Raw genomic sequence first — 23,556 nt, forward strand, 5'->3', positions numbered from 1 at the left:
TCATGTCAGCCGCCCCCTCTCCCGGCTCGCGCCCGACATCGTTCGCCGCGCTCTACGCGGCCGCCGCCGACTGGGCGCGCACCGACGGCCTCACGTGGGTCTATCTGTTCAAAGCGCTCGCCGCCTGCTTTCTGGCGCTCGGCATCGCGATGAAACTCGACCTGCCGCAGCCGCGCACCGCGATGACCACCGTGTTCATCGTGATGCAACCGCGAAGCGGGATGGTGTTCGCCAAGAGCTTCTACCGGATCTGCGGCACGCTGGTCGGCCTCGTCGTGATGCTGGCGTTGATCGGCCTGTTCGCGCAGCAGCCGGAACTGTTCATCGCCACGACCGCGATCTGGGTCGGCATCTGCACCGCGGGTGCCGCGCGCAATCGCAACTTCAAATCGTACGGATTCGTACTGGCCGGCTACACCGCCGCGCTGATCGGCATTCCCGCTTCACAGCATCCAGATGGCGCGTTTCTGAGCGCGCTTACGCGGGTGGCGGAAGTGGTGGTCGGCATCATCAGCGCGGGCGCCGTCAGCGGGCTGGTGTTTCCGCAGTTTGCCGGCTTGCTGATGCGCAGCACCGTGCGCGCGCGTTTCTCTGCGTTCGTCGAGTATGTGTCGGCCTCTTTGGCAGGCCGCAACGACCGCGCGCGGATCGAAGCAACCAACGCGGGCTTTGTCGCCGACATCGTCGGTTTCGAAGCGGCGCGCAGTGCCGCCGTGTTCGAAGGCCCCGATTCGCGGATGCGCAGCGGCCGTCTGGCGCGTCTGAACAGCGAGTTCATGGCCGCCTCGACGCGCTTTCACGCGTTGCATCAGCTGATGAACCGGCTGCGCGATACGAACACGAGCAGCGCGACCGTCGCGGTCGACGCACTGGAGCCGTACTTCAAGGAAATCGCCCCCCTGCTCGCGAAATCAGGCGAACCGGTGTTGAGCGCCGCGGATGCCACCCACTCCGCCGCGCAACTCGACGCGTACAAAGCGGAGCTGCCCAAGCGGGTGGGCGCGACACGCGCCGCACTGGAAACGCAGCCGGACGCACCGCTGCTCGACTTCGACACGGGTGCTGAACTGCTGCGCCGCTTCATCGACGATCTGCACGCGTACGTGGCCACCTATGCGTCGCTTGCCGTCGACACGCACGAACGCGAGCGCTGGATCGAGCGCTACGAACCGAAGACGAACGCGATCGCCGCGGGCGTCGCCGGCCTGCGCGCGGCGATCGTCATGATGGCGCTCGGCGCATTCTGGATCGCGACCGCGTGGCCGAGCGGCTCGACCCTGACGTTGGCTGCCGCGGCGGTATGCGCGCTGGCGTCGTCGTCGCCGAATCCGAAGCGCACGGCGTTCCAGATGGCGGGCGGCACGCTGGTTGCCGCGGTGATGAGCATGATCGTGGTGTACGGCGTGTATCCGCACATCGACGGCTTTCCGCTGCTGTGCGCCGCGCTCACGCCGTTCCTGCTGCTCGGCGTGTTCATGACGACGCGCCCGGCGCTGGCCGGCTACGGCGTCGGCTACTGCATCTTCTTCTGTTTTCTGGCCGGCCCGGACAACGTGATTCATTACGATCCGAGCGGCACCATTAACGACGCGCTTGCGCTGGTGCTGTCGATGCTGGCATGCGTGATTGCCTTTGCCGTGCTGCTGCCGCCTTCGACGCCGTGGCTGCGCAACCGCATGCTGGCGGACCTGCGCCGCCAGGTGGCGCTAGCGAGCCGTGCGGGCATGCGCCGGGTGCGTTCACGCTTCGAGAGCGGCACGCGCGATCTGATGTTCCAGATCAACGCGCTCGCGCAACACGAACCCGAGCTCAAGCGCGACACTCTGCGCTGGCTCTTCTCGGTGCTCGAAGTGGGCAATGCAATGATTGACTTGCGCCGCGAACTGGCGGCGCTGCCCGCCGACGCGCGCTACGCGAAGTCGATGCCGTGGCGCGTCAGATTGCGTGCGATGCGCGATGCGGTGACCGCGCTATTCGAACGGCCGCGTGCGGACCGCTTCGACCGCTCGCTCGCCGCCACCACCGATGCGATTGCCGCAGTTCAACTGATGCTGGCCACCTTCACGCCACCACGCGAGGAGCGGCATCGGCTGCAACGCATTCTGAGTCAACTGCATTTCATTCGTACCGCGCTGCTCGATCCGCAATCGCCGCTTGAACCGCTAATGAGCGGACGTGCCGACGCGTCTGAAGGAGTTCGTCATGCCACGTGATATCGCCGTTTTCGACGCCTACGTGCCGGCCATCGTGCTGCTGTTTATCGCGGGCGCCGCGCTTACCTGGGTGTTGGACCGCGTGATTGCCTATACAGGCTTGTATCGCGTGGTGTGGCATCCGTCATTGTTCAGGGCCAGCTTGCTCGTCTGCGTGTGCGGCGTGCTCGGTCTCGCCGTTTATCGTTGATCAGAGTCGAAACATGACCATCCGAAATATTGTGGGCTTCGTCGCGACAGCCATTATTTTTATCGTCGCGATTTTGATTGGGCGCGTGTTGTGGGTTCATTACATGGATGAGCCGTGGACTCGCGATGGGCGCGTGCGTGCTGAGATTGTGAATGTGGCGCCGGATGTTTCAGGCGCGGTTGTGGATTTGCCTGTTAAGGACAATCAACTGGTGAAGAAGGGGGATCTGTTGATGCAGATCGATCCGTCGCACTATGCGATTGCTGTTGAGCAGGCACAAGCTGCTGTCGCTGCGCGTAAGGCCGAGTTGCAGATGAAGCGGGATGATGCGCAGCGGCGTGCGGATATGGACGCGTTGGTTGTGTCTACGGAGAGTCGTGAGAATGCGACTCACACGGCTTCTGCTGCTGAGGCTTCTTATCAACAGGCGTTGGCTGCGCTCGATGCCGCCAAGCTGAATCTCGAGCGGACCCGGGTTGTCGCGCCGGTTGACGGGTATGTCACCAATCTGAATGTATTTCAGGGCGATTACGCTATTGCTGGGTCTGCCAAGCTGGCGATTGTCGATAGCCACTCGTTCTGGGTCTATGGGTATTTTGAGGAGACCAAGCTGCCTCATGTTCGCGTCGGCGATAAGGCCGAAGTCCGGTTGATGAGCGGCGGCACGCTGCAAGGGCATGTCGAGAGCATCTCTCGAGGGATCTATGATCGGGATAATCCTGAAAGCCGGGAGCTGCTGGCCGATGTGAATCCGACTTTCAACTGGGTTCGGTTGGCGCAGCGCGTGCCGGTGCGGGTGAAGATCGATTCCGTGCCTGACGGTGTTGTGCTTGCCGCTGGCATTACCTGTACCGTTGTTGTTAAGCCAAGCTGAGCGGTTTGCCTTCGCGGCGCACGTTGTCTGTGCGCCTGTGGCTTTGGCCTTTCCCTGATTTCTTATTGGTCTATTAGCGTCGCCCCCTGTGCGGGGGCAGCAGCTTCGCATCGGCAGCGCTGCGCGCGCCGACACGCTGTCTCATTCGCGGGGTTTCGCCGTTTTTTATAGTCTGAACTTCCCGACCATCTGCTTCAGGCCGCGGGCCTGATCATCCAGCGATCTCGCAGCCGCGGTAGCCTGCTCCACCAGCGCGGCGTTCTGCTGAGTCCCCGAATCCATCTGCGTTACCGCAAGGTTGATCTCCTCAATCCCAGCACTCTGTTCGGAAGAAGCCGCCGAAATCTCACCCATGATGTCGGTCACGCGCTTCACCGCCTTAACGACTTCATCCATCGTCTGACCCGCATCCTGGGCCAATATCGACCCGTTGCCCACTCGCTCCACCGACGTACTGATCAAGCCCTTGATCTCCTTGGCCGCAGCGGCGCTACGCTGAGCCAGATTCCGCACTTCAGCCGCGACAACAGAAAATCCGCGGCCTTCCTCGCCGGCCCGCGCTGCTTCCACCGCCGCGTTCAACGCGAGAATGTTGGTCTGGAATGCAATCCCCTCGATCACGCCGATGATGTCGCCAATGCTTCGCGCGCTGTCGTTGATCTCGTTCATCGTCGCCACCACGCGGCTCACTACGTCGCCGCCCTTCTCGGCGATCTCCGAGGCGTTGTTGGCGAGCATGCTCGCCTGCTTCGCATTGTCGGCGTTCTGCCGCACCGTCGAGGTCAACTGCTCCATGCTGCCCGCGGTCCGCTCCAGCGCCATCGCCTGCTGCTCGGTGCGCTGCGACAAGTCCAGATTGCCCATCGAGATTTCGCCCGACGCCATCGCAATCGCGTCCGCGCTGGATGCGATGTCGGAGACCGTTGTCGCGAGGCCGCTTTGCATGTCGTGCAGCGCGTACAGCAGGCTCGACTTGTCCTTGCGCCCCAACGCGATCTGATTCGACAGATCGCCCGCCGCGATCCGGCTGGCAATCTCCTTTGCGTACGCCGGCTCGCCGCCGAGCTGGCCGGCAAGGCGTCGCACCACCCACTCGCCAATGCCGAACGCGAGCGCAATCAGCGCGACCGTCATCACCGCAATCATCACAAACGACGAATGGAAGATAAAACCCGACGCCTCGATGGTCGCCTTCGCGGCCGTGCTGCGTTGGGCGACGAGTTCGTCGACGAGTTTTTCGAGCTTGCCGGTCTCGACCAGCAGCGAAACGTCCTGTGTGCCGACCTGCCAGTTCATCTGCGAAAGATCGAGCGGCTGCGCTTTCACGAGCGTCACGAAGTCACGCAAGTGGCCGCTCCACACCGCGACGGCAGCGGCAAACTTCTTCTGCTGGTCGACCGCCTTCGCGTCGGATGTGTCGACGTACTGCTGCAGCGTGCCGAGTTCCGTGGCGAGACCGCTCAAACCCTTGTCGATGTCGGCGCCGAGATCGTCGCGCTCCTTGGCGGTGGTCGCGGTGAGCAGCATCTTTTGCGCGCGGCTGGCGCGCAGCATGTGACCACGCGCCTCTTCGGCCGCGCGGCTCGCCACGTGGCCCTGGTCGTAGATCGATTGCGCCGAGGCGTTCAGGCGGCTGATCTGGGTCAGCGAAAACACACCGATCGCGAGCGTGCCGATCAGCAACACGGCAAACGCAAGCCGCAGCATCGCCTTCACCGACAGGCCGTTGAGCCGCACGGCACGCGAGCGGCTGCCCTGTCCACGCGATGGCGACGGCTTGCCCGCCGCGTCCCCTTCCGGTACGAACCCCACGCCCGTCTGGCCGTCCAGCGAAACTGCTTTCATATTCCTCGTCCCCGCGTATCGCACTGCCGAAAAGGTCGGTTCCGGCATTCATGCCTATCTCTCCGGGTCTACGGCATAAACGTCTGCGATCTTTAATACCGCTCGCGTCATGCCGACCGTCGCGCCCGGTCCTCGACGCATCGCTTTGTAAGCTTCGCGCCCGCGACCGTTTTATACATGGCCAAAAATCGCCGAACTGCTTTTATCAGAGGACTTGCCAACCATGCGTGGTAATGGCAACACACTCGCGGCGAGCACCGCCGCAGTGCACCAGTCGCCCAATTTCAGCGCAACCGTATCGCCCGGATAGACCGACCAGTGTCCGATTCGCGACAAAACTTGTCCTTACATTTCATCGAAGCCACATTAAACTTCGACAAATAGCTGACAACGCTGGACGCCGCGTCGAAATGACGCATCAGTCGAACAGGCAAGCGAACACGAAGAACGACGACGCGCCGGCAGCCTGAAATCATGACCTTCCACCCTCTCCTCACTCTCAACTAGCGTATGGAAACGAGCCTCGATAAAAGCGCCCTCGCCGGCGCCTCAACCGCTCCCGCCAGTGCTGCCAACCTCGCTGCCAACCCGGCTGCCACAGCGCCGGCCGCTAAAGTCCAGCGCACGGTCTACTCCGTGCTGGGCGCGATCAGCTTTTCGCACCTGCTCAACGACATGATCCAGTCGTTGATTCTGGCGATCTACCCGATGCTGAAAGACAACTTTTCGCTGTCGTTCGGGCAGATCGGCCTGATTACGCTGACCTACCAGATCACCGCGTCGCTGCTGCAGCCGCTGGTCGGCAGCTATACCGACAAGCATCCGAAGCCGTATTCGCTGCCCGTCGGCATGGGCTTCACGCTCGCCGGCCTGCTGCTGATGTCGGTCGCGCCGAGTTTCGGCGTGCTGCTGGTCGCGGCGGCGCTGGTCGGCTGCGGCTCGTCGGTGTTCCATCCGGAATCGTCGCGGGTGGCGCGCATGGCCTCGGGCGGCCGCCACGGTCTGGCGCAGTCGCTGTTCCAGGTGGGCGGCAATGCGGGTTCGTCGCTCGGGCCCTTGCTCGCCGCGTTGATCGTGATTCCGCACGGCCAGCGCAGCATCGCGTGGTTCTCGGTGGCGGCGCTGGTCGCGATCGTCGTGCTCGCGCAGATCGGCCGCTGGTACAAGCAGCATCCCGCCGTGAAGAAGGCGCGCAGCCAGACCGGTCACGCGACGCTGTCGCGCAACCAGGTCATGTTCGCGATGGGCGTGCTGATGCTGCTGGTGTTCTCGAAGTACTTTTACCTCGCCAGCATCAACAGCTATTTCACGTTCTATCTGATCGACAAGTTCCATCTGCCGGTGCAGGCCGCGCAGGTCCATCTGTTCGTGTTCCTCGCGGCAGTCGCGGCAGGCACGGTGATCGGTGGTCCGATTGGCGACCGGATCGGTCGCAAGTATGTGATCTGGGTGTCGATCCTCGGCGTTGCGCCGTTCACGCTGCTTCTGCCGTACGCCAACCTGTTCTGGACCGGCGTGCTGACGGTGATCATCGGTATCGTGCTGGCTTCGGCGTTCTCGGCGATCCTCGTCTATGCGCAGGAACTGATCCCCGGCAAGGTGGGGATGATCGCGGGCCTCTTCTTCGGTTTCGCGTTCGGCATGGGCGGGATCGGCGCTGCCGTGCTCGGGCAGTTGGCCGACGCCACCAGCATCACCTATGTGTACAAGGTCTGCTCGTTCCTGCCGCTGATCGGCGTGCTGACGGTGTTTCTGCCGGATGTCGAAGGCAAGCGCGCGAAAGCGTGATGCGCTTCGCCGGAAGTGGATGAGAAAAAGGCGCTGCGGCGCCTTTTTCTTTGGAGCGACGGGTTTGCCGGCGGTCTTTGCGTGGATTGCACAGCACGGCACGGCCGTCGCCGCAGCTTTAGTCCAGTCGGCCCGGCGTCGCGCCATGCCGGGTGCAGTGGCGCTCATGGTGAACCCGCGTTGCCCGCACAGCGGCGCGTGCACTATGCTTGTGCGGACGTACGCACTGCTTTCTCGCCACGCCCACGCCTGCCGTACGACTCGACATCCATCCACTCACGCAGCCGAAGGATCGCCGCCGATGACCCCCTATCGCGACTTCCACCGCCGTTCGATCGAGCAACCCGAGGCATTCTGGCGTGAACAGGCGCAGCGGATTCATTGGCAAACGCCGTTCGATACGGTGCTCGACCGCTCCAATCCGCCGTTCGCTCGCTGGTTCGTCGGCGGCCGCACGAACCTGTGCCATAACGCGGTGGACCGGCATCTGGCCGAGCGGGCGCAGCAGAATGCGCTGGTGTATGTGTCGACGGAAACCGGCATCGAACGGCGTTACACCTACGCCGAGCTGTATGAGGAAATCAACCGCATGGCCGCGGTGATGCGCTCGCTGGGCGTCAAGCGCGGCGACGTCGTGCTGCTCTATCTGCCGATGATCCCCGAAGCGCTGTTCGCGATGCTCGCGTGCGCGCGGCTCGGCGCGATTCACTCGGTGGTGTTCGGCGGCTTTGCGGCTCACAACCTGGCAGCGCGCATCGACGATGCGAAACCTGTGCTGGTCGTGACCGCCGACGCTGGCGCACGCGGCGGCAAGGTGATCGAGTACACGCCGCTAGTGGACGAGGCGCTCGCGCGAGCGACCCACAAGACGCCGCACGTGCTGCTGATCGATCGGCAACTCGCGCCCGAACGCCTGAACGCGAGCTACCTCGTCGCCTACGAGCCGCTGCGCGAACAGTTTTTCGATGCGCGCGTGTCATGCGAATGGCTCGAATCGAACGAGCCGTCGTATGTGCTGTACACCTCGGGCACCACCGGCAAGCCGAAGGGCGTGCAGCGCGACGTCGGCGGCTATGCGGTGGCGCTGGCGGCATCGATGGAACACATCTTTCAGGGCAAGCCCGGCGACACGATGTTTACCGCGTCGGACGTGGGCTGGGTGGTCGGCCATAGCTACATCGTCTATGCACCGCTGATTGCGGGCCTCACTACCGTGATGTACGAAGGCACGCCGATTCGTCCAGACGGCGGCATCTGGTGGCGCCTGGTCGAACACCACAAGATCAATCTGATGTTCACCGCGCCGACTGCGTTGCGCGTGTTGAAAAAGCAGGACCCGGCGCTGCTGAAAAAATCCGATCTGTCGAGCCTGCGCGCGCTGTTCCTCGCCGGCGAGCCGCTCGACGAACCGACCGCCACATGGATCGCCGACGCGCTCGGCAAACCCGTGATCGACAACTACTGGCAGACCGAAACCGGCTGGCCGATGCTGGCGATTCCGCGCGGCGTCGAAGCGCTGCCCACCAAGCTCGGTTCGCCGGGCGTGCCGTCGGCCGGTTTCAATCTGACCTTGCGTAACGAACTGACGGGCGAGCCCTGCCCGACGGGCGAAAAAGGCGTGCTCACGCTGGAATATCCGCTGCCGCCGGGCTGCATGTCGACGGTGTGGGGCGACGACAAGCGCTTTATCGGCACGTACTGGTCGAGCGTTCCGAACCAGCAGGTCTACTCGACCTTCGACTGGGGCATTCAGGATGAGGACGGTTATGTGACGATCCTCGGCCGCACTGACGACGTGATCAACGTCGCCGGCCATCGGCTCGGCACGCGCGAGATCGAGGAAGCGTTGTCGAGCCACGCGGCGGTCGCGGAAGTGGCGGTGGTCGGCGTGACAGATGCGCTGAAGGGTCAGGCGGCAATGGCCTTCGTGGTGCTGCGCGACGCGCAAGCTTATGCGAGCGAGAAGGCGCGGGCGAAGCTGGAAGCCGAACTCACGGCAACGGTCGACCGCCAGCTCGGCGCGATTGCGCGGCCGGCGCGCGTGGTGGTGGTATCGATGCTGCCGAAGACGCGCTCGGGCAAGCTGTTACGCCGCGCGATTGCGGCGCTGGCCGAAGGACGCGAACCGGGCGATCTGCCGACGATCGAGGATCCGGCGGCGCTGCAGCAGGTGCGGGAGGCGCTGGGGGATTCAACGAAGCACTAGCGAGCGGCGAGGCTGATCGTGCGGTGAAAGGGCGACGCAGTCATGCGCCGCTCATTCGTGTGACTGCCGGCTGATCAGCGCCCTGCGCGCGCCAACGGCGAACATGTCACGCCACCCGGCGCGCCTCCAGAAAACGCTTCAAAATCGCATTCGAATACGTCCCGGCGATCTCCGTGAGAAACGACACGAACGATTGCGGCGCGTGATCGTCGGCGGTGTCGGAGATGGTGCGCACCACCGCGCACGGCACGCCGTATTCATAGCAGACCTGCGCGATTGCCGCGCCTTCCATCTCGACCGCGAGCGCATCCGGCAGCGCATCGCGCAAGGCTTCGACGCCCGTTGCACTCGCGACGAACTGATCTCCGCTGATGATCAGGCCGCGATGGACGCGCGGCTCGCGTGTACCGAAGCGCGCCGCCGACGCGGCGCCCTCTTCCGCGACAAAACGCTCGCACGCCGCGGCCAGTTGATCGGCGAGCGCACCATCGGCGGTAAAACGCGACACGCCGAGCAGCGGCACCTCGAAGCGCGGAAACAATGGCGACGCGTCGAGATCGTGCTGCATCAGCGCGTTGGCGACGACGATATCGCCGACCCGCACCTCAGACCCGACGCCACCCGCAACACCCGTAAACACGACTGCGTCGACATCGAACGCATGGATCAAGGCGCTGACCGTGGCCGCCGCCGCGACCTTGCCCACGCGCGCCAGCGTCACGACGCAAGGCGCGCCGTGCACGGTGCCGACGTGATAGTCACGCTGACCGTGGGTGATGGTGCGTACGCCGGATTCGGCGCGCATCGCTTCGATCAGGTCGCCGAGTTCCTGCGGCAATGCCGCCAGAATGCCGAGCGGACGATGCGAGACCGGCGCGCCTGCGCCGCCCGCCCCTATTTGTGCCCTGCTTATCGCGCCCGTGCTCATTCGACCGCCTGCAATTTGGCGACCGCAAGCGCCAGCCACTTCTCGCCGTGCCGCTTGAATTTGACCTGGGCCTTGGCATCCGTGCCGCCGCCTTCCAGCGCCGTGATCGTGCCTTCCCCAAACTTGGTGTGGAACACCTGCTGGCCGACGCGAAAGCCCGTTTCAGCCGCACGCTGTTCGTTCGCAAAAGACGGTAACGGCGCCGGCGTCGACGACGAAGCACCCGTGTAACCCGGCCGCGCGAACCAGTCGCGACCGTAACCGGCGTTATCCGAGCGCCCGCCCCAGCGCGCGCCCGCCTCGACTTTCGGCGTGAGCCACTTGAGGGTTTCCTGCGGCAGTTCGTCGAAGAAACGCGAGCGGATGTTGTAGCGCGTCTGGCCGTGCAGCATCCGGCTCTGCGCAAACGACAGATACAAACGCTCCTTGGCCCGCGTGATCGCCACGTACATCAGACGGCGTTCTTCCTCCAGGCCGTCCGATTCCATCGCGCTGTTTTCATGCGGGAACAGCCCCTCTTCGAGCCCGGTGATGAACACCGCCGTGAACTCAAGGCCCTTGGCCGCGTGCACCGTCATCAACTGCACGGCTTCCTGACCGGCTTGCGCCTGGTTGTCGCCCGCTTCCAGCGAAGCGTGCGACAGGAAACCGGCGAGCGGCGTCATCGTGTCCGGGTTTTGCGCCGGATCGACGATGCTGGGTGCGTCCAGCACGACGGTATTCGGATCGTCGGTGGCGACGGCCAGTTCGGGCGCCGCGGTTGCGCCCGGGCGCAGCGGAATCGAGCGCGCCGGCGTATCCATGCCGTAGCCTTCTTCGCTGACGAAAGCAGCCGCCGCATTGACCAGTTCCTGCAAGTTCTCCAGCCGGTCCTGACCTTCGCGTTCGTTCTGATAGAACTCCGTGAGACCGCTCGTGCGAACCACGTATTCGACCGTTTCCGGCAGGCTCATCTGCTGAGTTTCCGCGCGCATCTTGCCGATCAGGTTCGCAAAGCCGGCGAGGCTCGATCCCGCCTTACCCGCGACATACGGAATCGCCGCAGCCATCGAGCAGTTGTACAGACGCGCCGCATCGGCCAGTTGCTCGATCGAGCGCGCGCCGATGCCGCGTGTGGGGAAATTGACGACGCGGGCGAACGCGGTGTCGTCGTTCGGATTGTCGATCAGGCGCAGATAGGCGAGCGCGTGCTTGACTTCCTGGCGTTCGAAAAAGCGCAGACCGCCATACACGCGATACGCGATGCCCGCATTGACCAGCGTGTGCTCGATCGTGCGCGACTGCGCGTTGCTGCGATACAGGATGGCGATTTCGCTGCGCGACGTGCCCGTGCTGATGAGCGCCTTGATTTCCTCGACGATCCAGCCGGCTTCCTGCGTGTCGGTAGCGGACTCGTAGACGCGCACCGGTTCGCCGTGACCCGCGTCGGTACGCAGATTTTTGCCCAGACGCCGCGAGTTATTGGCGATCAGCTGATTGGCCGCGTCGAGAATATGGCCGTGCGAGCGGTAGTTCTGCTCCAGCTTGATCATGTGCCGGACGTTGAACTCGTGTTCGAAGTCGCGCATGTTGCCGACGTTCGCGCCGCGGAAGGCGTAGATCGACTGGTCGTCGTCGCCGACCGCGAAGATCGAGTTGGTCTGCCCGGCCAGCATTTTCAGCCACGCATATTGCAGCTTATTGGTGTCCTGGAACTCGTCGACGAGAATGTGCCTGAAGCGCGCCTGATAGTGGGCGCGCAGCGGCGGATTGTGCGCGAGCAGCTCAAAGCAGCGCAGCAGCAGTTCCGGGAAGTCGACGACGCCTTCGCGCTGGCATTGCTGGTCGTAGGCTTCGTAGAGTTCGACGAATTTGCGGTTGAAGTTGTCGGTGGCGTCGACGTCTTTCGGCCGCAGGCCTTGTTCTTTGGAATTGTTGATGAAGTACTGGAGATTTTTCGCCGGGTACTTTTCATCGTCGATGTTAAGGCCCTTCATCAGACGCTTGATTGCGGAGAGCTGGTCCGCGGTATCGAGTATCTGGAAGGTGGCGGGCAGGCCGGCGTCGCGATGGTGCGCGCGGAGCATGCGGTTGCACAGGCCGTGGAAGGTGCCGATCCACATGCCTCGCGTATCGATCGGCAAGAGTGCCGAAAGACGCGCCATCATTTCGCGGGCGGCTTTATTGGTGAAGGTCACCGCGAGGATGGTGGCGGGCGACGCCAGACCGTGCTGGATCAGCCACGCGATCCGCGTGATGAGGACGCGGGTTTTGCCGCTGCCCGCGCCGGCAAGGATGAGCGCTGGCTCGTTGGGGAGCGTGACGGCGGCGTGCTGTTCGGGGTTTAGATTGGCTAGCAGATCGGGCATTTTTGGGGAGGACGGCGAAGGCGTTCGACATTATATGCCCCTCCGGGGCTGGGGCTTTTTTGGGGTTTTTGCCTGCGGGGCGCTTACTGTCTGGATGCCTGCAACCAACCCCAAGCGCGACACAGGCAAAAAAACCAGACAAACCGTCCCCCCAAAGCCCCCCGCGCGCGGCGCCGCTTATAATCGAGCATTCTTTGCATCTACCAGCAGACCGACAAATGAGCGAGACCCCGAGCGACACGACCTCCACGCTTGCCAAAAGCTTCGAGCCCCACACCATCGAAGCCCACTGGGGCCCCGAATGGGAAAAGCGCGCCTACGCGGCGCCCACCTTCGACGAGAACAAAAAAGACTTCTCGATCCAGTTGCCGCCGCCGAACGTCACCGGCACCCTGCATATGGGCCATGCGTTCAACCAGACGATCATGGACGGCCTCACTCGCTATCACCGCATGCTCGGCGAAAATACCCTGTGGGTGCCGGGCACGGACCACGCGGGCATCGCCACGCAAATCGTCGTCGAACGGCAACTGGACGCGCAAGGCGTATCGCGCCACGATCTCGGCCGCGAAAAATTCACTGAACGCGTCTGGGAATGGAAGCAGCAATCCGGCTCGACCATCACAAATCAGGTGCGGCGCCTCGGCGCGTCGATCGACTGGTCGCGCGAATACTTCACGATGGACGACAAAATGTCGGCCGCCGTGCGCGACGTGTTCGTACGCCTGTACGAACAAGGCCTGATCTACCGCGGCAAGCGCCTCGTGAACTGGGATCCGGTGCTGCTCACCGCCGTCTCCGACCTCGAAGTGGTCAGCGAAGAAGAAAACGGCCACCTCTGGCACATCCAGTATCCGCTCACGGACGGCTCGGGCCATCTGACGGTCGCCACCACACGTCCGGAAACCATGCTCGGCGACACCGCCGTGATGGTCCATCCGGAAGACGAACGCTATGCGCACCTGATCGGCAAAACGGTCACGCTGCCCCTCTCCGGCCGCGAAGTCCCAATCATCGCCGACGACTACGTCGACCGCGAATTCGGCACCGGTGTCGTTAAGGTCACGCCCGCGCACGACCTTAACGACTATGCAGTCGGCCAGCGTCACAACCTGCCGATGATCGAAATCCTCACGCTCGACGCGAAGATCAACGACAACGCGCCGGCAAATTACCGCGGCCTGGACCGTTTCGAAGCCCGCAAGCAGGTCGTGATGGACCTGGAAGCTCTCGGCGCGCTCGAATCGGTCAAGCCGCACAAGCTGATGGTGCCGCGCGGCGACCGCACGGGCGTCATCATCGAGCCGATGCTGACGGACCAATGGTTCGTCGCCATGAGCAAGCCGGCGCCCGAAGGCACCTTCAATCCCGGTAAATCGATCGCCGAAACGGCCTTGGACGTGGTTCGCAGCGGCGAAATCAAGTTCGTGCCGGAAAACTGGTCCACCACGTACTATCAGTGGCTCGAAAACATCCAGGACTGGTGTATCTCGCGCCAACTCTGGTGGGGCCATCAGATCCCGGCGTGGTACGGCGAAAACGGTGAAATCTTCGTCGCCAACACCGAAGAGGGTGCGCGCGAAAAAGCCGCAGAGGCCGGTTACACGGGCCCGCTCAAGCGCGACGCAGACGTGCTCGACACGTGGTTCTCATCGGCGCTGGTGCCGTTCTCGTCGCTCGGCTGGCCTGCCGAGACGCCGGATCTGAAGCACTTCATGCCCTCGTCGGTGCTGGTCACCGGTTTCGACATCATCTTCTTCTGGGTCGCGCGCATGGTCATGATGACCACGCACTTCACCGGCAAGGTGCCGTTCGACACGGTCTACGTACACGGTCTCGTGCGCGACGCCGAAGGCCAGAAGATGTCGAAGAGCAAGGGCAATACGCTCGACCCGATCGATATCGTCGACGGCATCGAACTCGACGCGCTGGTTGCCAAGCGCACCACCGGCCTGATGAACCCGAAGCAGGCTGCGTCGATCGAAAAGAAAACCCGCAAGGAATTCCCCGACGGCATTCCGGCGTTCGGCACGGACGCGCTGCGCTTCACGATGGCGTCAATGGCCACGCTCGGCCGCAACGTCAACTTCGACCTGGCGCGCTGCGAAGGCTATCGCAACTTCTGCAATAAGCTGTGGAATGCCACCCGTTTTGTGCTGATGAACTGCGAAGGCCACGATTGCGGTTTCGGCAAGCCGGAGCAGTGCGGCGAGTGCGGCCCGGAGGGCCATCTGCATTTCTCGGCGGCCGACCGCTGGATCGTGTCGCGCCTGCAACGCGTGGAAGCGGAAATCGCCAAGGGCTTCGCCGACTATCGTTTTGACAATGTTGCCAACGCCCTATACAAGTTCGTATGGGACGAATACTGTGACTGGTATCTCGAACTCGCCAAGGTTCAGATCCAGACGGGTCAGCCGAATCAGCAGCGCGCAACACGCCGCACGCTGCTGCGCGTACTCGAGACGGTGTTGCGCCTCGCGCATCCGGTGATTCCGTTCATTACCGAAGCGCTGTGGCAAAAAGTTGCACCGTTGGCGGCGCGTTACCCCGAAGGCAAAGCCGAGGGCGAAGCGTCCATCATGGTGCAGCCATACCCCCTTGCGGAGCCGTCGAAGATCGACGAAGACGCGGAGCAATGGGCGGCCGACCTGAAAGCGGTGATCGATGCGTGCCGTAATCTGCGCGGCGAGATGAATCTGTCGCCGGCGGTCAAGGTGCCGTTGCTCGCTACCGGCAACGCGGAGCGCCTCTTCACCTTCGCTCCGTACGCTCAGGCATTGGCCCGTTTGTCGGAGGTGCAGATCATTGCCGACGAGGCAAGCCTGGATGCGCAAGCAGATGGCGCGCCGATTGCTATCGTAGGGAATGACAAGCTCGTGCTGAAGGTGGAAATCGATGTAGCCGTGGAGCGCGAGCGTCTGTCGAAGGAGATTGCGCGGCTTGGCATGGAGGTCACCAAGTGCAATGCCAAGTTGCAGAATGAAAGTTTCCTTGCAAAGGCAAAACCGGTAGTCGTTGAACAGGAGCAGAAAAGGCTGGCAGAATTCGAAACCACCATCGGCAAGCTGAAGGCCCAATTGGCTCGATTGCCAGCCTGATCGACGCTCCGTGTCCGCCCCGTTGCGGGCGGGCAAAGACCACAAGCTAAACCAGAGGATTCAGGGTAATCACATGCTAAAAGTTACAAAAGCAGTATTTCCGGTAGCAGGTCTTGGCACCCGGTTCCTCCCTGCCACGAAGGCGAGCCCGAAAGAGATGCTGCCGATCGTCGACAAGCCGCTGATTCAGTACGCGGTGGAAGAGGCAATGGCGGCGGGCATCACCGAAATGATCTTTGTCACGGGCCGCAGCAAGCGCGCGATCGAGGACCATTTCGACAAGTCATACGAAATCGAGGCGGAACTCGAGGCGCGTGGCAAGGCCAAGCTACTGGAACTGGTGCGCAGCATCAAGCCGAGCCATGTCGACTGCTTCTACGTGCGTCAGCCGGAAGCGCTCGGCTTGGGCCACGCGGTGATGTGCGCTGAAAAGCTGGTGGGCGACAACCCGTTCGCCGTGATTCTCGCGGACGACTTGCTGTACGGCACGCCGCCGGTCATGACGCAGATGATCGAGGTGTTCGACCACTATCACAGCTCGGTGATTGGCGTCGAAGAGATCCCGCACTCGGAGACGAAATCGTACGGTATCGTCGACGGCAAGGAGTGGGAAGACTCGATCATCAAGATGTCGGGCATTGTCGAAAAGCCGGAGCCGGCTGTCGCGCCGTCGAATCTGGGTGTGGTGGGCCGTTACGTGCTGAAGCCGCGTATTTTCGAACATCTGCGCGCACTGAAGCCGGGCGCGGGCGGCGAATTGCAGCTGACGGACGCGATTCAATCGCTGCTCGCCGACGAGCAGGTGCTGGCGTACAAGTATCACGGCACGCGTTTCGACTGCGGCAGCAAGCTGGGTTATCTGAAAGCGACGGTCGAATTCGCCCTGCGTCACCCGGAAGTCGCGGCCGATTTCGAAGAATATCTGCGCACGCGCTCGCCGGTGCTGGAAGGCTAAGCAACTGGACAGCCGCGCAGAACCTCTGCGCTGTTAGCCTCTCGCGATAAGCATCAGGCAGAGGTAGAAAAGGTGCTGGACCCGCATTTGCGGGCACAGCACCTTTTTGTTTTTGGGGGCGCCTAGGCGGGCCAGCCTGAAGGCGCCGGCTAGGGGGCGCCTGAAGGTACCCGTCTAAAGGGACTCGACGGGGGGTGCCCCGCCTGGGCCGCGCAGCTCAGCACGTGAGCTTTTCCCCCTACGCGAGCTTTGGTGCGCGTATTTCAGCGGCGCTTCATCAAAAAGGTAAAAACCTTGTCGTGTGCTGAGCTTTCGACGATTTCGTTGCCGGTTTGCTTCGCGAACGCGGCGAAATCGCGCTGCGAGCCCGGATCCGTGGCCAGTACCTTGAGAATCTGGCCGCTTTCCATATCGGCGAGCGCCTTCTTGGCGCGCAAAATTGGCAGCGGGCACATCAGCCCGCGCGCATCGACTTCCTTGTGAACCTGTATTTGCATCGACGATGACCTTCGGGATGAGGCGTCTTTGCGCGACGCCGGGGAGAGGGTCAAATTCTACAGCAGGCGGGGGTTTGGGGTTTGCCGCCGGGGCGGCAGGCCCCACCCCTACTACAAAACAACAGCCTCCCCGCTCAGCAGCGACTCCCTCATCGCCATCCCGATCCGCGTCGCTTCAAGCGCATCGGCCAGCGTGGCCCCCGTTTGCACGCTAGCGCCAGCGCCAACCCCACCCTGCACAGCGGCAACAAACGCCCGCGCCTCATACAAAAACGCATCCTCGAACCGATCGAAGAAGCTCGGCGTGCATTCGTTGCGAATGCCCGTGGCATCATAAATCTCAACGCGATTCGCCCGCGGATTGCGCCCAATGGCCAGCGCACCCGCCGTGCCGATCACTTCGCTGTGCGTGTCATTGCCATGCGCCTGCGTGCGCGACGCATAGAACATCGCGAGCTTGCCGTCTTCGAACTCGCAGATCGCCACGCCATTATCGACGTCGCCGAATCCACGCAGCCCCTCATGCAATGCGACCGCGCCCGCCGCAAACACGCGTTTGGCGCGCGGCTTGCCAAGCAGCCAGCGCGCGACGTCGATATCGTGCACGGTGCAGTCCAGAAAGATCCCGCCCGAGGTCGCCGCGAAACGCACGAAAAAGCCGTTGTTGTCGTTCTGATCGGTAGTTTGCGAGCGCACCAGAAATGGTCGGCCGATCTTGCCGGCTTCGATCTTGTCGAATGCATCCTTGTAGCTCGGATCGAAACGCCGCATAAAGCCAATGGTCGCCTGCAGATGCGGATACCGCGCAGCTTCAGCCAAAACGCGCTCGCACTCGACGAGATCCAGCGACAGCGGCTTCTCGCAGAACACATGTTTGCCGGCGCGCAACGCATCGATAATCTGCTGCGCGTGCAACGACGACGGCGTGACGAGCCACACCGCGTCCACCTCGCGATCGGCGAGCAGATCCGCATAATCGTCGTAAAGACGCGGCTCGGGCAACGCCTCGCGCGCCCACGCCCGCTCCTCTTCCAACGGACTGCACGCGGCCACGAGCGATGCACCCGGCACGCGATACGCCAGATTTTCCGCGTGCCGCTTGCCCAAACGCCCCAAGCCAACCACACCCAAACGAAGCCGCCCAGTCGCCGCCTTCATCACGCTGCCTCGCCAGGTTTTACCGCACGACCCTCGCGCCACGAGCGCGTCGCGGCATCGGCGAGTTCGAGCGCTTTCAGGCCGTCGGCGACGGTGGTTCGAACCGGCTTGCCGTGCGTGACCGCGTCGAAGAAATGCGCGATTTCCAACGCGTACGCCGCGCGATAACGTTCGAGGAAAAACGCCTCGGGCACGTCGCTCGACACTTCGGTTCTCGAATATGCGGTGACTTCGGTGGGCCGCACATTGCCCGCCTGCAGCATGCCGGTGCTGCCGAGCACTTCGAAACGCTGGTCATACCCATAAGCCGCACGTCGCGCGGTGTTGATCTGGCACAAGCGCCCGCGCTTCGTGCGTATCGTCACCGCGGTCGAATCGATATCGCCCGCTTCGGCAATCGCCGGATCGGAAAGGCAACTGCCGGTGGCGTGCAGCGTGTCGGCTTCGTCGTCGAGAATCCAGCGGAAGATGTCGAAGTCGTGAATCAGCATGTCCTTGAAGATGCCGCCCGAGTGCTTGATGTACTCGACCGGCGGTGCGCCCGGATCGCGGCTCGTCACCACCAGCATTTCCGGCGTGCCGATTTCGCCCGCATCGATGCGTGCTTTCAACGCGGAGAAGGTCGGGTCGAAGCGGCGCTGAAAGCCGATCATGCAGACCACGCCCGCACGCTCGACCGCCTCTGCGCATGCGCGTGCCCGCTCCAAAGTCAGGTCCACCGGTTTCTCGCAGAACACGTGCTTTTTCTGTGCGGCCGATTTCATGATCAGATCCGCGTGCGTGTCCGTGCTCGAACAGATCACCGTCGCGCCGATCGACGCATCGCCCATCGCGCCATCGATATCCGCAACCTGCGCGCCGTGTTCGGCGGCGAGCGCCGCGGCTGCCTCGCGATTCACATCGACCACATACCTGAGCCGCACGCCCGGTTGCCGCGCCAGATTCGCCGCATGAATCTTGCCGATACGTCCCGCGCCGAATACCGCTACGTCAATCGTCTTTACCGCCTCAGTCATCGTATCCTCCAGTGTCTTTGGATTCTTCCACGTTCAGTTCGAGCTTGTACGCGAGCGCGATGAACAACGCCTGGCACAGACAGATCGTGCTGGTGAGCGAGCGGAACGCAAACGCGCTGCCCTCTTTCACATACAGTTGGGTGGTGGCATAACGCGCCAGCGGAGAAAGTTGGCTATCCGTAATAACTAGCGTTTTCGCCTGGTGATGATGCGCAACGCGCAGGCAATACTGGGTTTCCTTGCCATAGGGCGCGAAGCTGATCGCGATCACCACGTCGCCCTTCTTCACACTGCGAATCTGTTCGCGGTACATGCCGCCGAAACCGGATACCAGATGCACGCGCTTTGGGGTGTGCTGCAACGCGTAGACGATGTAGCTCGCCACCGGAAACGAGCGCCGCACGCCGATCACGTAGATGTTGTCGGCCTGCTGCAGCATTTTCACGGCGGCATCGAACTGCTGGTCGTCGAGGCCGGCTTCAAGTTCTTCAAGACCGCCGCGAGAGGCCGCAATGAATTCGCGCGCCACTGCGCCGCCGGATAACGCGCCGGGCTTCTCGTCGATCAGCTTGCGAATCCGCTGCTGATAACTCGGCGAGGACGTACCCTGCCCCGTATACGCCTGACGGAACACCAGCTGCAAATCGGAGAATCCGGAAAAGCCGAAGCGCTGCGCAAAACGCACCACGGCGGACGGGTGCACGCCGCAGCTCGCGGCGATATCGCTGGTGCGATCCACCATCACGCTCGAACGATGCTGCTCGATATAAGTCGCGACGTTCTTCAATTGACGCGGCAGCGCCTCATAGTTTTCCGCGATGCGCTGCATCAATTCTTCGACGCTCGGCAAGTCTTCAGTGCTCTCTTCCGCCATGGCTCTCTCATCGTTGCTTTATTGCAGTGCGCAAGAGCATTCAGCGTCTCTCGCACAACCTCCGACGCTGCCGATTATAGGCAGGCGCCTCATAAAATGGAACGTATTTTCCATTTTTATTTGTCATGAAATTTTCATTGCACCGCTTCGGAAGATGGCCTAATCTTGGTTGTGAGCGATGGTGCATCGGCGCACGCATGCCGCAACGCACGCAATCGAAAGGCCGCCCGCCAGACGCTCCCTTCAATAACGACAGACCGAGAAAGGTGGAGACAATGAGACTTTGCAAGGGCAAGGCTACGCTCAGGATTCTGGTGACGGCATTGACGTTGGCGACGGGATTCGGTGCGGCGTCGGCCGCCCGCGCGGCTGACGCTCACTTCGTGCTGATCAGCCACGCGCCGGATTCGGATTCGTGGTGGAACACCATCAAGAACGCCATCAAACAGGCCGACGAAGATTTCAACGTCGAGACCGACTACCGCAATCCGCCGAACGGCGACATCGCCGACATGGCGCGCCTCGTCGAACAGGCTGCCGCGCGCAACTACGACGGCGTGATCGTCTCGATTGCCGACTTCGACGTGCTCAAGAGCGCGATCGCCAAGGTCACCGAAAAACACATCCCGCTCGTCACGATCAATTCCGGCACTGAGGCGCAAAGCGCCCAGCTTGGCGCAATCATGCACGTCGGCCAGCCTGAATATGCCGCGGGCAAAGCGGCGGGCGAAAAGGCGAAGGCAGCGGGCATCAAGTCGTTCCTGTGCGTCAACCATTACGCGACCAACCCGGCTTCGTTCGAACGCTGCCGGGGCTTTGGCGACGCAATCGGCGTCGACTTCAAGTCCTCCACGCTCGACGCCGGCCAGGACCCGACCGGTGTGCAATCGAAAGTGAGCGCGTATCTGCGCAATCACCCGAACACCCAGGCGGTGCTCACCCTCGGTCCGTTGTCGGCCGCGCCGACGATCAAGGCGCTGCAGCAGATGGGCCTCGCCGGCAAGATCTGGTTCGCGACCTTCGACTTCGACAATGACATCGCGAAGGGCATCCAGGACGGCACGATCCAGTTCGCGATCGACCAGCAACCCTACCTGCAAGGCTATATCCCGGTCGCCGTCCTGGCGATCGTGAAAAAGGAACACACCACAGATCCGGCGAAGATCCGCCAGCTCCTGGAGGCAAATCCGAAGTTCCAGCAACGCCTCGCCACCTACGGCCTGGCGCCCGCCTATGGGCCGCGCAATATCGGTTCCGGCCCGGGCTTCATTACCAAGGCCAATATCGACAAGGTGGTCAAGTACGCCGGGCAGTATCGCTAACGCATTTCGCTGGAAGTGCGGATACGGGAGAACCGTTCCGGCAGGTATGAAGAATGTGGATGTGGCCGGCCGCAACGGGTCCGGCCGCCCCACGCCTGCGTTCGTCACGTTTTACGTGCATCACGCGCCGCGGGGTCCGATTGCGGTCCAGTTCCGGATCGATAGCGACTGTCATCCGAGGCGCATCAAGGAGAGCTTTAATGGGCGTAGCCAACCCCTTCCACCCCCATCACCGCAAGCAGCCCCCTTCCGGCGCTGGGACGGCGTCAGCGTCGACGTCCAGCGGTGCGCCCGCGGCGGCCGATGAACGTGTGCGCCAGGAATCGTGGTTCCGGCATCTACTGAACCGTCCGGAATTCGCCGCCCTCGCCGGCACCGTGATGGTGTTCCTGGTATTCGGGGTTGCAGCCGGCAACTCCGGCATGTTCAACCTCGACGGCGTGATGAACTGGTCGCAAGTGGCCGCGTATCTCGGCCTGATCGCAGTCGGCGCGTGCCTGCTGATGATTGCCGGCGAATTCGATCTGTCGATCGGTTCGATGATCGGCTTTTCGGGGATGATGGTCGCGTTGCCCACCATGTACTTTCATTGGCCGATTGCCTTGTCGATCGTGTTTGCGTTCGCGGGATCGATGCTGCTCGGTGCGCTCAATGGCTATCTGGTGATGCGCACGCGCCTGCCGTCATTCATCGTGACGCTGGCGTTTCTGTTCATCCTGCGTGGACTCACGCTGGCCCTGTCGGTCATGTTCGCCGACCGCACGATCATCTCCGGCGTGGGAGACGTCGCCGCTCACGACTGGCTCGCCCATACCCTGTTCCAGGGTGTCGCGTTCAAGGGCCTGTTCGTCTGGCTCGGCCAGATCGGCGTCGTGAAGCTGCTCGACAACGGCAACCCGCTCGTGCCGGGCATTCCGAAAGTGCTGCTCTGGTGGTTCGCGCTTGCCGCGGTCTGCGCGTTCACGCTCGCCAAGACCCGCTTCGGCAACTGGATCTTCGCGGTCGGCGGCGACGCCAATGCGGCAAAGAACGTCGGTGTGCCGGTGCGGCGCGTGAAGATCTCGCTGTTCGTGCTCACCGCGTTCTGCGCGTGCCTGTTCGCCGTGCTGCAAGTGTGCGACATCGGTTCGGCCGCGGCCGACCGCGGGCTGCAGGCCGAATTCGAAGCCATCATCGCGGCGGTGATCGGCGGCACGCTGCTGACCGGCGGCTACGGCTCGGTGATCGGCGCCTGCTTCGGCGCGCTGATCTTCGGCGTGGTGCAGATCGGCATCACTTACACGAATGTCGACTCCGACTGGTTCCGCGTATTCCTTGGCGTGATGCTGCTCATCGCCGTGCTGTTCAATCACTACGTGCGCCGCCGCGTCGCGCAGTCGTAACGAGGAGACGACCATGTCCGATACGAATACCGTGAACACTGCGGCTGAACCGCAGGACGACGTGATCCTCGCGCTCGAAAACGTCAGCAAGTACTTCGGCCAGGTGATCGCGCTGAGCGGCGTGACCTTGCGTCTGAAGCGCGGCGAAGTGCATTGCCTGCTCGGCGACAACGGCGCGGGCAAATCGACGCTGATCAAAACCTTGGCTGGTGTGCATCAGCCCTCTTCCGGTCAATATCTGGTGGACGGCAAACCGGTGCGGTTCGAGTCGCCGAAAGACGCGCTCGATCTCGGCATTGCCACCGTCTATCAGGATCTCGCACTGGTGCCGTTGCTCTCCGTGGCGCGCAACTTCTTCATGGGCCGCGAGCCGCAAAAGAAACTGTTCGGCTTTCTGACCGTGATGGATCTAGAAACCAGCGCCACCACCGCACGCGACAAGCTCGCCGAAATGGGCATCAACGTGCGCGACCCGCATCAACCAATCGGCACCATGTCCGGCGGCGAAAAGCAGTGCCTGGCGATTGCGCGGGCGATTCACTTCGGCGCACGCGTGCTGATTCTCGACGAGCCGACCGCCGCACTCGGCGTCAAGCAGAGCTTCAATGTGCTGAAGCTGATCCACACGGCGCGCGCGAAAGGCATCTCGGTGATCTTCATCACGCACAACGTGCATCACGCGTATCCGATCGGCGATTCGTTCACGCTGCTCAATCGCGGCAAATCGCTCGGCACGTTCACGAAGGAAACCATCAGCAAGGACGAAGTCCTCGACATGATGGCCGGCGGCGCCGAAATGCAGAAGATGATCGGCGAACTCGACGGCGCGACGATCTGATTCATTCGCGTGGGTTGCCAGCGC

Annotated in this window: 17 protein-coding genes; 10 read left to right on the top strand and 7 right to left on the bottom strand. The window is 62.7% G+C overall.

Going from position 1 to position 23,556, the window contains the following annotated elements:
• The first annotated feature begins 2 nt into the window (after positions 1-2).
• The 3 genes from AYM40_RS14095 to AYM40_RS14105 are packed head-to-tail and all read left to right on the top strand — an operon-like array spanning position 3 to position 3,277.
• Positions 3-2,213 (top strand): FUSC family protein, encoded by a 2,211-nt coding sequence (locus tag AYM40_RS14095; protein ID WP_063496754.1) that lies wholly within the window; start codon positions 3-5, stop codon positions 2,211-2,213.
• Positions 2,203-2,403, top strand: a complete 201-nt coding sequence (locus AYM40_RS14100; protein ID WP_063496755.1) for a DUF1656 domain-containing protein — start codon at positions 2,203-2,205, stop codon at positions 2,401-2,403. Before AYM40_RS14095 ends, AYM40_RS14100 begins: the two co-directional genes overlap by 11 nt.
• 13 nt (positions 2,404-2,416) lie before the next feature.
• Positions 2,417-3,277, top strand: coding sequence for an HlyD family secretion protein (locus tag AYM40_RS14105; RefSeq protein ID WP_063496756.1), 861 nt, complete (start codon positions 2,417-2,419; stop codon positions 3,275-3,277).
• Positions 3,278-3,442: 165 nt separating this feature from the next.
• Here the strand turns inward: AYM40_RS14105 and AYM40_RS14110 are convergent, their stop codons facing one another.
• Positions 3,443-5,122: a methyl-accepting chemotaxis protein gene (locus AYM40_RS14110; protein ID WP_063496757.1), complete on the bottom strand. Its 1,680-nt coding sequence runs from the start codon at positions 5,120-5,122 to the stop codon at positions 3,443-3,445.
• Positions 5,123-5,632: 510 nt separating this feature from the next.
• Between AYM40_RS14110 and AYM40_RS14115 the strand changes: the two genes are divergently transcribed.
• Together AYM40_RS14115 and AYM40_RS14120 are read left to right on the top strand one after the other, a co-directional pair.
• Positions 5,633-6,910, top strand: a complete 1,278-nt coding sequence (locus AYM40_RS14115) for an MFS transporter (protein ID WP_063496758.1) — start codon at positions 5,633-5,635, stop codon at positions 6,908-6,910.
• A gap of 301 nt (positions 6,911-7,211) precedes the next feature.
• Positions 7,212-9,116 carry a propionate--CoA ligase gene (locus tag AYM40_RS14120; protein ID WP_063496759.1) on the top strand — a complete coding sequence of 635 codons (1,905 nt, stop codon included), beginning with the start codon at positions 7,212-7,214 and terminating at the stop codon, positions 9,114-9,116.
• A 106-nt stretch (positions 9,117-9,222) separates the two neighbouring features.
• Here AYM40_RS14120 and AYM40_RS14125 read toward each other — a convergent pair whose 3' ends face one another.
• Complete coding sequence (locus AYM40_RS14125) at positions 9,223-10,044, bottom strand: 5'-methylthioadenosine/adenosylhomocysteine nucleosidase (protein WP_063496760.1); 822 nt, start codon at positions 10,042-10,044, stop codon at positions 9,223-9,225.
• The gene (locus AYM40_RS14130; protein WP_063496761.1) at positions 10,041-12,392 is read right to left on the bottom strand and encodes a UvrD-helicase domain-containing protein; all 2,352 of its coding nucleotides are present in this window, start codon (positions 12,390-12,392) and stop codon (positions 10,041-10,043) included. Before AYM40_RS14130 ends, AYM40_RS14125 begins: the two co-directional genes overlap by 4 nt.
• A 218-nt stretch (positions 12,393-12,610) precedes the next feature.
• Here AYM40_RS14130 and AYM40_RS14135 point away from each other — a divergent pair, with 218 nt between their 5' ends.
• Complete coding sequence (locus tag AYM40_RS14135) at positions 12,611-15,490, top strand: valine--tRNA ligase (protein WP_063496762.1); 2,880 nt, start codon at positions 12,611-12,613, stop codon at positions 15,488-15,490.
• A 73-nt stretch (positions 15,491-15,563) separates the two neighbouring features.
• Positions 15,564-16,445, top strand: coding sequence for a UTP--glucose-1-phosphate uridylyltransferase GalU (gene galU, locus AYM40_RS14140; RefSeq protein ID WP_063496763.1), 882 nt, complete (start codon positions 15,564-15,566; stop codon positions 16,443-16,445).
• 263 nt (positions 16,446-16,708) lie between these two features.
• Here the strand turns inward: galU and AYM40_RS14145 are convergent, their stop codons facing one another.
• From AYM40_RS14145 to AYM40_RS14160, 4 genes are all read right to left on the bottom strand, one after another.
• Positions 16,709-16,936, bottom strand: coding sequence for a sulfurtransferase TusA family protein (locus tag AYM40_RS14145; RefSeq protein WP_025600552.1), 228 nt, complete (start codon positions 16,934-16,936; stop codon positions 16,709-16,711).
• Between the two features lie 117 nt (positions 16,937-17,053).
• Positions 17,054-18,100 (bottom strand): Gfo/Idh/MocA family oxidoreductase, encoded by a 1,047-nt coding sequence (locus tag AYM40_RS14150; protein ID WP_063496764.1) that lies wholly within the window; start codon positions 18,098-18,100, stop codon positions 17,054-17,056.
• A complete protein-coding gene (gene iolG, locus AYM40_RS14155; RefSeq protein ID WP_063496765.1) occupies positions 18,100-19,116 on the bottom strand; it encodes an inositol 2-dehydrogenase in 1,017 nt (338 codons plus the stop codon). Before iolG ends, AYM40_RS14150 begins: the two co-directional genes overlap by 1 nt.
• Complete coding sequence (locus AYM40_RS14160; protein WP_063496766.1) at positions 19,109-19,990, bottom strand: MurR/RpiR family transcriptional regulator; 882 nt, start codon at positions 19,988-19,990, stop codon at positions 19,109-19,111. Before AYM40_RS14160 ends, iolG begins: the two co-directional genes overlap by 8 nt.
• A 275-nt stretch (positions 19,991-20,265) precedes the next feature.
• On the opposite strand from AYM40_RS14160, the gene AYM40_RS14165 reads away from it, so the two are divergent.
• The 3 genes from AYM40_RS14165 to AYM40_RS14175 all read left to right on the top strand — a co-directional run bounded on the left by AYM40_RS14165 (position 20,266) and on the right by AYM40_RS14175 (position 23,532).
• Complete coding sequence (locus AYM40_RS14165) at positions 20,266-21,312, top strand: sugar ABC transporter substrate-binding protein (protein ID WP_063496767.1); 1,047 nt, start codon at positions 20,266-20,268, stop codon at positions 21,310-21,312.
• A 200-nt stretch (positions 21,313-21,512) separates the two neighbouring features.
• Positions 21,513-22,694: an ABC transporter permease gene (locus tag AYM40_RS14170; RefSeq protein WP_063496768.1), complete on the top strand. Its 1,182-nt coding sequence runs from the start codon at positions 21,513-21,515 to the stop codon at positions 22,692-22,694.
• A 13-nt stretch (positions 22,695-22,707) separates the two neighbouring features.
• Positions 22,708-23,532 carry an ATP-binding cassette domain-containing protein gene (locus tag AYM40_RS14175; protein ID WP_063496769.1) on the top strand — a complete coding sequence of 275 codons (825 nt, stop codon included), beginning with the start codon at positions 22,708-22,710 and terminating at the stop codon, positions 23,530-23,532.
• Positions 23,533-23,556 lie beyond the last annotated feature (24 nt).

Origin of the sequence: Paraburkholderia phytofirmans OLGA172 (assembly GCF_001634365.1) — a bacterium.
Lineage (GTDB): Bacteria > Pseudomonadota > Gammaproteobacteria > Burkholderiales > Burkholderiaceae > Paraburkholderia.

Bases quoted from the DNA above. Each gene is read 5' to 3' on its own strand.
- AYM40_RS14095 (WP_063496754.1), top strand. From the start codon at position 3: ATGTCAGCCGCCCCCTCTCCCGGCTCGCGCCCGACATCGTTCGCCGCG.
- AYM40_RS14100 (WP_063496755.1), top strand. From the start codon at position 2,203: ATGCCACGTGATATCGCCGTTTTCGACGCCTACGTGCCGGCCATCGTG.
- AYM40_RS14105 (WP_063496756.1), top strand. From the start codon at position 2,417: ATGACCATCCGAAATATTGTGGGCTTCGTCGCGACAGCCATTATTTTT.
- AYM40_RS14110 (WP_063496757.1), bottom strand. From the start codon at position 5,122: ATGAAAGCAGTTTCGCTGGACGGCCAGACGGGCGTGGGGTTCGTACCG.
- AYM40_RS14115 (WP_063496758.1), top strand. From the start codon at position 5,633: ATGGAAACGAGCCTCGATAAAAGCGCCCTCGCCGGCGCCTCAACCGCT.
- AYM40_RS14120 (WP_063496759.1), top strand. From the start codon at position 7,212: ATGACCCCCTATCGCGACTTCCACCGCCGTTCGATCGAGCAACCCGAG.
- AYM40_RS14125 (WP_063496760.1), bottom strand. From the start codon at position 10,044: ATGAGCACGGGCGCGATAAGCAGGGCACAAATAGGGGCGGGCGGCGCA.
- AYM40_RS14130 (WP_063496761.1), bottom strand. From the start codon at position 12,392: ATGCCCGATCTGCTAGCCAATCTAAACCCCGAACAGCACGCCGCCGTC.
- AYM40_RS14135 (WP_063496762.1), top strand. From the start codon at position 12,611: ATGAGCGAGACCCCGAGCGACACGACCTCCACGCTTGCCAAAAGCTTC.
- galU (WP_063496763.1), top strand. From the start codon at position 15,564: ATGCTAAAAGTTACAAAAGCAGTATTTCCGGTAGCAGGTCTTGGCACC.
- AYM40_RS14150 (WP_063496764.1), bottom strand. From the start codon at position 18,100: ATGAAGGCGGCGACTGGGCGGCTTCGTTTGGGTGTGGTTGGCTTGGGG.
- iolG (WP_063496765.1), bottom strand. From the start codon at position 19,116: ATGACTGAGGCGGTAAAGACGATTGACGTAGCGGTATTCGGCGCGGGA.
- AYM40_RS14160 (WP_063496766.1), bottom strand. From the start codon at position 19,990: ATGGCGGAAGAGAGCACTGAAGACTTGCCGAGCGTCGAAGAATTGATG.
- AYM40_RS14165 (WP_063496767.1), top strand. From the start codon at position 20,266: ATGAGACTTTGCAAGGGCAAGGCTACGCTCAGGATTCTGGTGACGGCA.
- AYM40_RS14170 (WP_063496768.1), top strand. From the start codon at position 21,513: ATGGGCGTAGCCAACCCCTTCCACCCCCATCACCGCAAGCAGCCCCCT.
- AYM40_RS14175 (WP_063496769.1), top strand. From the start codon at position 22,708: ATGTCCGATACGAATACCGTGAACACTGCGGCTGAACCGCAGGACGAC.